This window comes from Nonomuraea jiangxiensis (genome assembly GCF_900099965.1).
In the GTDB taxonomy this organism is placed as follows: Bacteria; Actinomycetota; Actinomycetes; order Streptosporangiales; family Streptosporangiaceae; genus Nonomuraea; species Nonomuraea jiangxiensis.
Window position 1 is genome coordinate 16999 of the sequence record NZ_FNDJ01000043.1, and the last position, 12584, is coordinate 29582.

Annotated in this window: 10 protein-coding genes; 4 read left to right on the top strand and 6 right to left on the bottom strand. The window is 70.8% G+C overall.

The genetic code is table 11. The features are described from left to right. Positions 1–305: 305 nt before the first annotated feature. Positions 306–2657, top strand: coding sequence for a glycoside hydrolase family 6 protein (locus tag BLS95_RS49975; RefSeq protein WP_281250139.1), 2352 nt, complete (start codon positions 306–308; stop codon positions 2655–2657). A gap of 138 nt (positions 2658–2795) precedes the next feature. On the opposite strand, the gene BLS95_RS49980 is transcribed toward BLS95_RS49975, so the two are convergent. The 6 genes from BLS95_RS49980 to BLS95_RS50005 all read right to left on the bottom strand — a co-directional run bounded on the left by BLS95_RS49980 (position 2796) and on the right by BLS95_RS50005 (position 9003). After that, positions 2796–3206 carry a DnaJ family domain-containing protein gene (locus tag BLS95_RS49980; protein ID WP_090946684.1) on the bottom strand — a complete coding sequence of 137 codons (411 nt, stop codon included), beginning with the start codon at positions 3204–3206 and terminating at the stop codon, positions 2796–2798. A 12-nt stretch (positions 3207–3218) separates the two neighbouring features. Further along, positions 3219–4118 (bottom strand): dihydropteroate synthase, encoded by a 900-nt coding sequence (gene folP / locus BLS95_RS49985; RefSeq protein ID WP_245765760.1) that lies wholly within the window; start codon positions 4116–4118, stop codon positions 3219–3221. Positions 4119–4173: 55 nt separating this feature from the next. Further along, positions 4174–4647 carry an ATP-binding protein gene (locus tag BLS95_RS49990; RefSeq protein WP_176993837.1) on the bottom strand — a complete coding sequence of 158 codons (474 nt, stop codon included), beginning with the start codon at positions 4645–4647 and terminating at the stop codon, positions 4174–4176. A 207-nt stretch (positions 4648–4854) separates the two neighbouring features. Then, on the bottom strand, positions 4855–5904 hold the full coding sequence (locus BLS95_RS49995) for an NAD-dependent epimerase/dehydratase family protein (protein WP_090946687.1): 1050 nt from the start codon (positions 5902–5904) through the stop codon (positions 4855–4857). 50 nt (positions 5905–5954) lie between these two features. Next, entirely contained in the window at positions 5955–7136 is a 1182-nt protein-coding gene (locus BLS95_RS50000) for a zinc-dependent alcohol dehydrogenase (protein ID WP_090946688.1), read from the bottom strand. A gap of 106 nt (positions 7137–7242) precedes the next feature. Continuing rightward, positions 7243–9003, bottom strand: coding sequence for a 1-deoxy-D-xylulose-5-phosphate synthase (locus BLS95_RS50005; protein WP_090946689.1), 1761 nt, complete (start codon positions 9001–9003; stop codon positions 7243–7245). A 124-nt stretch (positions 9004–9127) separates the two neighbouring features. On the opposite strand from BLS95_RS50005, the gene BLS95_RS50010 reads away from it, so the two are divergent. Genes BLS95_RS50010 through BLS95_RS50020 form a run of 3 tightly spaced genes read left to right on the top strand, consistent with a single transcriptional unit; the run spans position 9128 to position 12571 of the window. Further along, on the top strand, positions 9128–10177 hold the full coding sequence (locus BLS95_RS50010; protein ID WP_218136406.1) for a polyprenyl synthetase family protein: 1050 nt from the start codon (positions 9128–9130) through the stop codon (positions 10175–10177). A gap of 20 nt (positions 10178–10197) precedes the next feature. Further along, complete coding sequence (locus tag BLS95_RS50015) at positions 10198–11130, top strand: 4-hydroxy-3-methylbut-2-enyl diphosphate reductase (RefSeq protein WP_218136408.1); 933 nt, start codon at positions 10198–10200, stop codon at positions 11128–11130. A gap of 31 nt (positions 11131–11161) precedes the next feature. Next, positions 11162–12571 (top strand): family 2B encapsulin nanocompartment shell protein, encoded by a 1410-nt coding sequence (locus BLS95_RS50020; RefSeq protein WP_090946691.1) that lies wholly within the window; start codon positions 11162–11164, stop codon positions 12569–12571. The last annotated feature ends 13 nt before the right edge of the window (positions 12572–12584 follow it).

A 12584-nucleotide genomic window follows, 5' to 3' on the forward strand; every position in this document is an offset into this window, starting at 1 on the left:
TTAAGCGCGTCAGAAGGGGAGGAGGTCTGTACTTCACGGGGTCTCCATGGGAGTAGGGGTGTGGGAGCGCTCCCAAAAGGGATTGTCTGTGCCGTCCGGCGTATGTCAACGGAATGGCGTTTCGGTAACCCTCGCGTTTCCCTCTCACCTGGCTGCCCGGGATGAAAGTTTCATCCGTATTCCAGGGCATTCAGCGAGCATGTGGGGCGGCGAGAAGCTCCGCAAAAGGCGCCCTCTGTACACGGGTCCGAGTCCGGCTCACCATGGGAGCGCTCCCAGTCATCTAGTCCTGGAGATGATCGCTCGTGAGACTCCAACGCGGCCTCCGCAAATGGGCCGTGACCATGACCGCCGCGAGCGTCGCGGCCATGGGGCTCGTCGCCGGCCAGAGCACGGCCGCCAACGCCGCCGTCGCCTGCGACGTGACCTACTCAGCCAACTCGTGGACGAGCAGCCCTGGTCAGGGCGGTTTCACCGCGAACATCACGCTGCGTAACACCGGCGACCCCCTCACGTCCTGGTCGCTGGCCTTCGACTATCCGACGACCACGCAGAGATACACCCCCACCGGGTGGGGCGCCAACTGGAGCCAGTCCGGCGCCCGCATCACGGGCACGAACATGCCCTACAACGGCAGCCTCGCCACCGGTGCCTCCATCTCCATCGGCTTCAATGGCACCTGGTCGGGCACCAACCCGAACCCGACGTCGTTCAGCGTCAACGGCACCACCTGCGGCGGCACCAACCCGACCACCCCCTCGGTGATCACCTCGGCCAGCTCGGTCCCGGTCAACGAGGGCGGCACGGCCACGTTCACCGCCCGGCTCTCGGCGGCGCCCAGCTCCAACGTGACCGTCACCACCAGCCGGACCAGCGGCGACACCGACCTGTCCGTCAGCTCGGGCGCCTCGCTGACCTTCACCCCCTCGAACTGGAACACCCCCCAGACGGTGACCCTGGCCGCGGCCCAGGACAGTGACACCGCCTCCGGCTCGGCCGCGTTCACCGTGGGCGGCACCGGCGTCACCTCCGCCACGGTCAACGCCACCGAGGTGGACGACGACGCCACCACGGCGCAGTCGATCGTCGTGACCCCGACCTCCGTCACCGTGCCCGAGGGCGGCACCGCCGGCTACACCGTGGCGCTGGCCAGGCAGCCCAGTGCGAACGTGAGCGTCACCTCGACGGCGGGCAGCGGCGACACCAACCTCACCATCTCCTCCGGCGCCACTCTCACCTTCACCACGTCGAACTGGAACACCCCCCAGACGGTGACGCTGGCCGCCGCGCAGGACTCCGACACCACCAACGGCAGCCGCACGTTCACCGTCGCCTCCAGCGGCCTGACCTCCAGAACGGTCACCGCCACCGAGGCCGACGACGACGGTGCGCCGCCCACCGGCCACGTCGAGAACCCGTACGCCGGCGCCACCGGCTACGTCAACCCCGACTGGCGGGCCAAGGCCGCGGCCGAGCCCGGCGGTGCCGCGGTGGCCAACACCTCCACGGCCGTGTGGATGGACCGCATCGCGGCCATCGCGGGCGCGAGCGGGGCCATGGGCCTGCGGGCGCACCTGGACGAGGCCGTCAGGCAGGACGCCGCCAACGGCTCGGCGCCGCTGACCATCCAGGTCGTCATCTACAACCTGCCCAACCGCGACTGCTCGGCACTGGCCTCCAACGGCGAGCTGCTCATCGCGCAGAACGGCTTCAACCGCTACCGCACCGAGTACATCGACCCGATCGCGGCCATCATGCGCGACAGCGCCTACAGCAACCTGCGCATCGTCACGATCATCGAGCCCGACTCGCTGCCGAACCTGGTCACCAACCTCAACAGCTTCCCCAAGTGCCAGGAGGCCAACGGCCCCGGCGGCTACGTGGACGGCGTGCGCTACGCGCTGAACCAGCTGCACGCGATCACCAACGTCTACACCTACATCGACGCCGCCCACCACGCGTGGCTGGGCTGGGACTCGAACTTCAACCCGTCGGTCAACCTGTTCTACAGCACCGTCTCCGGTACGACGGCCGGTGTGGACAGCGTGGACGGCTTCATCGTCAACACCGCCAACTACTCCGCGACCACGGAGCCGTACTTCTCGGTCAGCGGCACGGTGGGCAGCCAGCCGATCCGGCAGTCCAACTGGGTGGACTGGAACTACTACATCGACGAGATGACCTTCGCCAGGGACCTGCGTACCGCGCTCGTCAACCGGGGCTTCAGGAGCGGGCTCGGCATGCTCATCGACACCTCGCGCAACGGCTGGGGCGGCAGCGCCCGCCCGAGCGGCCCGAGCAGCTCGACGGAGCTGAACGCCTTCGTCGACCAGTCCCGGGTCGACCGCCGTATCCACGCCGGCAACTGGTGCAACCAGAACGGTGCGGGCCTCGGCGCGCGGCCGACCGCCAGCCCCGCCGCGGGCTTCGACGCCTACGTCTGGATCAAACCGCCGGGCGAGTCGGACGGCGCCAGCGAGGACATCCAGAACGACGAGGGCAAGAAGTTCGACCGGATGTGCGACCCGACCTACACCGGCAACAACCTCAACAAGAACAACATGAGCGGCGCCCTGCCCAACGCCCCGTTGTCAGGCCGCTGGTTCTCCGCGCAGTTCAGGCAACTGCTCGCCAACGCCTATCCGCCCGTCAACTGAGAGTCAGCCCGCGGGGCCGGACCCCCGGCCCCGCCCCGGGAGACCCGCCTGACCCGGGTCTCCCGGAGGGGCCCGCCTGACCCGGGTCCCTCGGCTACCGGAAGGGGTCCCGGCCGCGCCGGGGCCCCTTCCACCGCGCTATCGAGGCCCGCGCCGCCGCTCGCGCCATTCGGCCACGATCCGGTCGGCGTCGTACGGCATCAGGTTGAGCGGCGGCCCCGACAGGCCCGTCCTGATCGCCTCACGGATCTTGTCGTTGACGTCCTCGACGATCCGCCGTGCCTCGGTCTCCGACCTGGCCCCGAGCGCGTCGGCCAGCGCCTCCTCGGCCTCCTTGCGCAACGCCAGCGTGGGCGGCAGGGGCATGGTCAGCCCCTCTCTCTCCACCTTCGCCTTGATCCACCACATCTCGTCGTGGTCGCGGTGCAGGTTGGGCAGCGGCTTGCCCGCGCCCGGCAGGTCGTCGAACTCGCCGCGCTCCTCCGCCTCGCGGATCTGCCTGTCGATCCAGCTCTCGAAGGGCACGCCGGCGGGCTTGCGATCGGGCACGTGCTCATCTCCTCAGGCGAGATTGTGGGCGGGGGCGAGCGGGCCGCGCCAGCCGAGCACGGCCTCGGTCATGCGTACGGACGCGACCGTCGCGGCCACGTCGTGCACCCGCAGGATGCGGGCGCCCTTGAGGATGGAGACGACGTTCGCAGCGATCGTGCCCTCCTTGCGCTCCCCCTGGGGGAGGTCGAGGGTCTCGCCGATGAAGTCCTTGTTGGACAGCGCCACCAGCGTCGGATAGCCGATGGAGGTGATCTCCTCGAGCCGGCGCGTCAGCTCCAGCGAGTGGAAGGTGTTCTTGTTCAGGTCGTGACCGGGGTCGATGATGATCCTGTCGGCGGCGATGCCCGCCTTGAGCACGGCCGAGACCCGCTCGCGCAGGAAGTCGGCCACCTCGGTGACGACGTCGGCGTAGCTGGGCCGGACGACCCGCCTGCCGGGGCCGCCGAGGCTGTGCGTGACGACCACGCTGACGCCGGCCGCCGCGGCGACCTCCGCGATGCCCGGCTCACGCAGGCCGTTGGTGTCGTTGAGGACGTCGGCACCGGCCTCGATGGCCGCCCTGGCCACCTCGGGCCGGTGGGTGTCCACCGAGATCACGGCGTCGGTGGCGGCCCTGACCTCGGCGATGACCGGGACGACCCGCTCGATCTCCTCCTCGACGCCGATCCCCGCCTGGGCGGCGCTGAAGGCGAACCCGCCGATGTCCACCCAGTCCGCCCCGTCGTCCACCGCCTTGACGGCCGCCGCGACGGCGCTGTCGAGGGCGTAGGTGCTGCCCTGGTCGTGAAAGGAGTTGGGGGTCCTGTTGACGATGGCCATGACGGCGACCTGGCGCTCGAAATCGAACTCGCGCCGCCCGATGCGCCGGACTGGAGAGATGATCTCCGGGAAACGCCCCTCGCCGCTCACGGCTTCGAGCCTACCCGCCCCCCGGCCAGGCCAGCCGACGGCCTCACCCATGAGCTCAGGCGGTGAAGTCGCCGAGCGAGTCTCCCCCGCCCGCCGTCACCCTGACCCGCCTCATGGTCAACCGGCCGTCGCCCGCGCACTTCCGCGGTAACCGCATGGTGAGCCGGACCGTCGTGCCGCCGGCCCCGGTACGGAAGTCCACCGAGTCGCACAGCCGGCGGATGAGATAGATCCCCCGGCCGCTGGCGCCCTGGTCGGACGGCCTGTGATGACCGTTGACGTAGCCGTCGGGGATCCCTGCTCCCCGATCCCTCGTCTCCGAGCGGATGACGCCGTCAACCGTCCACAACCTGAAGTGCCCGTACCCGCCCGCGTGCTCCACGACGTTGACGACGCTTTCATGCACGGCAAGGACGAAGTCGTCCAGCCGGGAACCGCTAAGCCCGCAGGCCGCGGCGTGCTGGGCCACCGTGCGACGCATCGTCGTGATGTCGTGAAACGTAAAGGTCTGGGTCATTAGGGTGCGCATGGCAGGCTCCTCCAACCTTGCCTGGATACGCCGACGCGCAGGAACCCCTCGGCCGCCTTCGTGCGAAACCGGAACTGAAAGCCCGGTGTGAAACGGCCCCGGGTAGAAGTCCATGCGCTCCTCCGCGTCATCTCGCGTCAGGCCGCGCTTCTGGACCTCTTGATCTGTCGCCTTCCCCGATGAGACGAAAGTACACACCGCTTCCGCTTACGAATGTCCGCCGACGCCCGTTGCGAGCTCCTTGATCCGCCCGACCGCCCCACCGTCGGGAGCCAGCGGCGCGGTCTCCATACCGGCGCCGTCGTGCAGCCCCTCGAAGAGCTCCCGCATCGCCTGCCACGAGGAGTGCCGCGGCGTCCAGCCCAGCACGTCCCTGGCGCGGTCGGTCTTCATGAGCGGGATGCGCAGGGCCAGCTCCAGCAGTCCCGGCGCGGCGGGCAGGAGCCGCAGGTGCCAGCCCGCCGCCATGACCGTCCTGGCCAGCCCGTACGGCACCCGTACCGTCCGGGCGCCCAGCAGTTCGGCCAGGTCGTGCGGGTCGAGCACCGGCTCGGCTGCGAGGTTGAAGGCCCCCCGCACCTGCCGGGTGACGGCCAGCCGGTAGGCCTGGGCCGCGTCCGCGGCGTGCAGCACCTGCAACCGCAGCCCCGGAAGGTCCGGTACGAAGGGAACGAGCCCCCGCCTGACCAGCCGCCGCGGCAGGAACGGCCCGGCGAACAACCGGCGCTGCTCGGTGGCCGCCACCCGCTGGAAGATGAACCCGGGCCGCATGCGCACCACCCGGATGGCCGGATGGTCGTGCTCGAAGACGTCGAGCACCCGCTCCACGTAGGCCTTCTCCCGCCCGTACGCGGCGCCCGGCCAGCCGTGCGTGGGCCAGCTCTCGTCCACCGGCTGGTCCTTGGGCCCCGGCGAGTACGCCCCCACCGACGAGGCGTGCACCAGCGCGGGCACCCCCGCCTCCGCGACCGCGCGGAAGACCCGCATGCTGCCCAGCACGTTCGCCCGCCAGGTCACCGTCGGATCCCTGGTCGGCTGGAACAGCCAGGCGAGATGCACCACGGCGTCCGCGCCCTCGAAGATCCGCGCCAGGTCGCCGGTGGCCACGTCGGCCTGGCGCCAGTCGGTGCGGTCGATCCGCCACTCGGGCAGCCGCCGGGCGACCCCCACGATCGAGGTGACGCCGTCGTCAGCGGCCAGCGCACGCACCACACTGGTGCCGACATTTCCGGTGGCTCCCACCACAACGACTCTCATGGCGCTTCGCTGCCCGCCGAGCGACCCACGAAACACCCCTGACCTGGGCGTTATGGCTGAAGCAGGACCTTGATGGCCCCATCAGCCTTCTTCTGGAACATCTGGTACGCCATCGGCGCCTGCTCCAGCGGCAACCGGTGCGTGGCCAGGTCCATCACGCCGAGCGGGTCGGCGTCGTCGGTCACCAGCGGCATCAGCGCGTTGGTCCACCGGCGGACGTGGGCCTGCCCCATGCGCATGGTGATGCCCTTGTCGAACATGCGCAGCATGGGCATGGGGTCCGTCATGCCGCCGTAGACGCCGATGACGGAGATGACGCCGCCCCTGCGTACGGTGTCGATGGCGTGGTGCAGCGCGGCGAGGCGGTCGACGCCGGCGTTCGACATGAGAGGCGCGGCCATCGCGCTGGGCAGCAGCCCGGTGAGCGTCTGGGCGATCTTGGCCGCGGGCGAGCCGTGCGCCTCCATGCCGACCGCGTCGATGACCGAGTCGGTGCCCCGCCCCGAGGTGCGCTCGCGGATCTCCGCGGGCACGTCGAGGTTCTCGGAGGCGTCGATCACCTCGATGCCGTGGCGGCGGGCCATCTCCAGGCGCTCGGGGATCCCGTCCACGCCGAACACCCGGTGCCCGAGGTGGCGGGCGATCCGGGCCGCCATCTGGCCGATCGGGCCGAGGCCGAAGACGGTGACGCTGCCGCCCTCGGGGATGTCCGCGAACTCGACGGCCTGCCAGGCGGTCGGCAGCACGTCGGACAGGTAGAGGAAGCGCTCGTCCGGCGGCCCCTCCGGCACCTTGATCGGGCCGAACTGGGCCTCGGGCACCCGCAGGTATTCGGCCTGGCCGCCGGGCACGTGCCCGTACAGCCGGGTGTAGCCGTACAGTGCGGCGCCCATGCCGTGCTCGCGTACCTGGGTGGTCTCGCACTGCGCGTAGAGCTCCTGGCCGCACATGTGACAGTGGCCGCAGGCGATGTTGAACGGGATCACCACGCGGTCGCCGGGCTTGAGGTCGGTGATCGCGGGCCCGACGTCCTCGACGACGCCCATGGGCTCGTGCCCGAGGATGTCGCCCTCGGCCATGAACGGCCCGAGCACTTCGTACAGGTGCAGGTCGGAGCCGCAGATCCCGGTGCTGGTGATCCTGATGACCGCGTCGTTGGGCTCCTTGACGGCCGGATCGGGGACGTCCTCGACCCGTACGTCCCGCTTGCCGTGCCAGGTGACTGCCTTCATAGCGTCTCCTCGATGCCGGGGGCGTAAATGCCCGCATACCCCCACATAGGGCATCAAACGACTTCAACCCCTGACGGCGACCAGCGCGCCGGCGGGGGTGCCAGAGCTACAGCGGCCACGCTCGCAGTTCCTCTCGCACGGCATGGGCGATGCCCGGGCCGGTCAGCCCGGCCTCGGCGAGCAGCTCGGACCTGCCGCCCTGCGGGACGAACTCGCACGGCAGGCCGAGGTTGAGCACGCGCAGGCCGGGCGGGCAGACCTGCCTGAGCAGCGCCCCGGCCCCCGAGGCGGCCAGGCCGTCCTCGACCGTGACCACGAGCCCGCTGCCGCGGGCCAGCTCGCGCAGGTCGGACGAGACCGGGATCACCCAGCGCGGGTCCACCACGGTCACGCCGAGGCCGGCGGCCGACAACATCGCCGCGGCCCCCAGGCACGGCTCGGCCATCGGGCCGACGGCCACCAGGAGCACGTCCTGGCCGGTGGAGGAGAGCACGTCCACATCGCCGGCGCGGCCCGTGGCGGCGATCTCCGCCTCGGCCGGCGCCTTGGGGAAGCGCAGCGCCGTGGGCCCGTCGTGCGCGACGGCCTCCTCCAGCAGCTCCCGCAGGCGTACGGCGTCGCGCGGCGCGGCCACCCGCATGCCCGGCACGACGGACAGCGCCGCCAGGTCCCACATGCCGTGGTGGCTGGGCCCGTCGGGCCCGGTGATCCCGGCCCGGTCGAGCACCAGCGTCACCGGCAGCCGGTGCAGCGCGATGTCCATCAGCACCTGGTCGAACGCCCGGTTGAGGAAGGTGGCGTAGATCGCGACCACGGGGTGCAGGCCGCTCATGGCCATGCCCGCGGCCGAGGCCATGGCCTGCTGCTCGGCGATGCCGACGTCGAACATGCGCTCGGGGAAGCGGCGGCCGAAGGCGGCCAGCCCGGTCGGCCCCGGCATGGCCGCGGTGATGGCGACCAGGTCGGGACGGCGCTCGCCGAGGAGGCACAGGTGCTGCGAGAACACGTGAGTCCAGGTGGTCGCGGCCGGTTTCAGCGGTTGCCCGGTCGCCGGGTCGGTGACCGGGATGGCGTGCAGGTGCTCGTCCAGGTCCTGCTCGGCGGGCTCGTAACCGCGCCCCTTGACGGTGACGCAGTGGACCACGACCGGCTCGCGCAGCTCCCGCGCCGCCCGCAGGGCCCGCTCCAGCGCGGGGATGTCGTGGCCGTCGACCGGGCCGAGGTAACGCAGCCCGAGCTGCTCGAACACGGTCACGTCCGCCGCGGCGGCGCGCAACCGCTCCAGGTGGTCGGCGCACGCGCCGAACGTGGCCGCGTAGGAGCGGCCGTTGTCGTTGAGCACCACGATGACGGGGTTGTCCTCGTGGTGCTTGGCCGCGCCCAGGTTGTTGAGGGCCTCCCAGGCCACCCCACCGGTGAGCGCGCCGTCGCCGACCACCGCCACCACCGGCCGGGGGTCGCCGCCCACGAGGCGGCGGGCCTTGGCCATGCCGTCGGCGTAGGCCAGGGCGGTGGAGGCGTGGGAGCTGTCCAGGTGGTCGTGCGCGGACTCCTGCCGGCTGGGGTAGCCGCTGAGCCCGCCCCGGCGGCGCAGCTCGTCGAAGGCGCCGCGGCGCCCGGTGAGGATCTTGTGGACGTAGGCCTGGTGCCCGGTGTCGAACACGATGGCGTCGCCGGGCGAGTCGAACACCCGGTGCAGCGCGATCGTCAGCTCCACGATGCCGAGGTTGGAACCCAGGTGGCCGCCGTTGGCGCTCACCTTGTCGATCAGGAAGTCGCGGATCTCGCGGGCCAGCCCGGGGAGCAGCTCGGCAGGCAGGGCACGGAGGTCCTCCGGGGTCGAGACGTAGGGAAGCAGGCTCTTCATGGCATCCCCCTGACCTTGTGACTGCTGTGGCGGAACGAAACGCGAGCTACAAAAGACACTTTACACACTCCGTATTCAATGAGTAACTATTGGTAGCCACGCCCCGACAGAAGGAGCCGCGCCGATGCCGGTGAGCTTCACCCAGCCCGACATTGGGTCACGCGTCGAAAAGCGCCTGACGGTCTTCCTGGAGACCTGGCGCGCCCCCGTCTCCGATCCCGACGTGGAGGCCGCCTACCAGTTGCTGAGCGACTTCATCCTCAACGGCGGCAAGCGCGTCAGGCCGCAGCTGTGCTACTGGGGCTGGCGGGGTGCCGGCGGAGACGACGGCGAGGAGATCATCACCGCCGCCGCGGCCCTGGAGCTGTGCCATGCCGGGCTGCTCATCCACGACGACATCATGGACGGCAGCGAGTTGCGCCGCGGCCGGTCCACCGTGCACCGGAGCCTGGCCGGCCGCTATGACCGTCCGGGCGCGGAGGCGTTCGGCCAGGCGGGCGGCATCCTGCTCGGCACGCTCAGCCTGGCCTGGTCCGACACGTTGCTGTCGTCGTGCAGGGTGGACCCGCTCCGGCTGCGGGCGGCGCACCACCTGTTCGACGCCATGCGCACCGAGGTCATCAGCGGCCAGTATCTCGACATCCTCGCCCAGCTCCGGTCCGGGGCCACGGTGGAGGAGGCGCTGACGGTGATCCGCTTCAAGACGGCCAAATACACGGTCGAGCGCCCGTTGCAGATCGGCGGCGCGCTGGCCGGCGCCACCATGGGCCAGTTGGAGTCCTACTCCCGGTTCGGCCTGCCGCTCGGCGAGGCGTTCCAGCTCCGCGACGACGTGCTCGGCACGTTCGGCACCGAGTCGGAGACCGGCAAGTCGGCCCTCGACGACCTGCGCGAGGGCAAGCACACGGTGCTGTTCGCGCACGCCGTGGACAACGCCTCAGCCGCGCAGCTCCGCCACCTCAGGACCTGGCACGGCAACCCCGAGCTGACCGAGGAGCGGGCCGGCGACATACGAGCGATCCTGCGCGACACCGGAGCGCTGGCCAGGGTCGAGCAGATGATCGAGGACCGGGTGCGCGAGGCCGTGACGGCCCTGGCCTCGGCACAGATCGAGCCGCGGGCCGCGAACGCGCTGGCCATCCTGGCCGACCGCCTCGCGCACCGCACGAGGTAGGGGGAGCCCCGATGGGACGAATACTGCTGGCCGCCCCGCGCGGCTACTGCGCGGGGGTGGAACGCGCCATCCTCACCGTCGAAGAGGCGCTGAGACGTTTCGGACCGCCCGTCTACGTGCGCAAACAGATCGTGCACAACACCTACGTGGTCGCGGACCTCATCGAGCGGGGCGCGATCTTCGTCGACGAGCTCGACGAGGTCCCCGACTGCGCGCTGGTCGTCTTCTCGGCCCACGGTGTCGCGCCCGCGGTCAAGCGGGAGGCGGCCGGGCGCGGGCTCCGGACGATCGACGCGACGTGCCCGCTGGTCACGAAGGTGCACAAGGAGGCCGTGCGGCTGGCCGAGGCCGGCCACGAGATCGTGCTCATCGGCCACGCCGACCACGAGGAGGTCGAGGGCACGCTGGGCGAGGCCCCCGACCGCATCCACGTCGTCGACCCGGCCCGGCCCGACGAGGTGACGGCGAGCGGCGCCGGGCCGGTGAGCTGGCTGTCGCAGACCACGCTGGCCGTGGACGAGACCATGCGGGCCGTCACCGCCCTGCGCGAGCGCTTCCCCGGCCTGGCCGACCCGCCCAGCGACGACATCTGCTACGCCAGCCAAAACCGGCAGGAGGCGATCGCCGGCATCGCCGGGCGGTGCGACCTGGTGATCGTCGTCGGCTCGGCCAACTCCTCCAACTCCCAGCGGCTGGTCGAGGTCGCCCTGGAGGCCGGCGCCGGCGCGGCCCACCTGGTCGACCGGGCCACCGACGCCGACGAAGGCTGGCTCACCGGCGTGGAGACCGTCGGGATCAGCGCCGGCGCCTCCGTCCCTGAGCTGCTGGTCCAGGAATTACTCGACTGGCTGGCCGACCGCGGATACGCCGACGTGGAGCCGGTGACCCTGACCGAGGAGACCCTCACGTTCTCGCTTCCCGTCGAACTCCGATCCGCCCGCGACCCCCGCTGAACCCCCACTAAAAGATTGGCGGTGCACGACCATGACAGAAACCACCAACACGACGCCCCAGGAGAACGGCAACGGCCAGCTCAGCCTGAGCACCGATGCCGCCAGGCAGCTCTCGACCACGACCAAGACTCCGCCGCAGATGCAGGAGATCACCTCCCGCTGGCTGCTGCGGCTGCTGCCGTGGGTGCAGTGCTCGGGCGGCGTGTTCAGGGTCAACCGGCGGCTGACCTACACACTGGGCGACGGCCGCATCACCTTCAGCACGACCGGCTCGGCCGTCCGCGTCATCCCGGCCGAGCTCACCGAGCTGGCCCCGCTGCGTGGCTTCGACGACATGGAGGTGCTCGAAGCCCTGGCGGACCGCTTCACGCAGCGCGAGGTCGAGTCCGGGGAAGAGATCGTCGCCGAGGGCAACCCGGTGGACCAGCTCGTGCTGATCGCGCACGGCCGGGTGGCCAAGATCGGCCACGGCGCCTACGGTGACGAGCAGAACCTCGGCGTGCTGGCCGACGGCGACTTCCTCGGCGAGGAGGTCCTGACGAACGGCGGCCAGTTCCCGTTCAGCGCCCGGGCCAAGACCGCCACCACCGTGCTCACCCTGTCCAGGCAGGAGTTCGAGCGGATCGCCGACCAGTCGCCCGGGCTGCGCGAGCACCTGGCCGGATGGCGCGCGGCCGGCGCCCACGCCCGCAACGCCTACGGCGAGGCCGCGATCGAGATGTCCTCCGGCCACACCGGCGAGGCCGTGCTGCCCGGCACGTTCGTGGACTACGAGCAGAGCCCGCGTGAATACGAGCTGAGCGTCGCGCAGACCGTGCTGCGGGTGCACACCCGGGTCTCCGACCTGTACAACCAGCCGATGAGCCAGCTCGACCAGCAGCTCCGCCTCACGGTCGAGGCCCTGCGCGAGCGCCAGGAGGACGAGCTGGTCAACAACAAGGAGTTCGGCCTGCTGCACAACGCCGACTTCAGCCAGCGCATCCGCACCCGCTCCGGCCCTCCCACCCCCGACGACCTCGACGACCTGCTGGCGGTCGTGTGGAAGGACCCGGCGTTCTTCCTGGCCCACCCGCAGGCCATCGCCGCCTTCGGCAGGGAGTGCAGCAAGCGCGGCGTCTACCCGCAGTCCAGCGAGGTCAACGGCAACCGGGTGCCGGCCTGGCGGGGCGTGCCGATCTTCCCGTGCAACAAGATCCCGGTGTCGGGCACACGTACGACGTCGTTCCTGCTCATGCGTACCGGCCAGGAGAACCAGGGCGTCATCGGCCTGCACCAGACCGGCATTCCCGACGAATACCAGCCCAGCCTGTCCGTGCGCTTCATGAACATCAACGAGAAGGCCGTCATCTCCTACCTGGTCAGCGCCTACTACTCGGCCGCCGTCCTGGTGCCCGACGCGCTCGGCGTGCTGGAGGACGTCGAACTCGGCCGTAACGGCTGACCCGGAGTCCCTC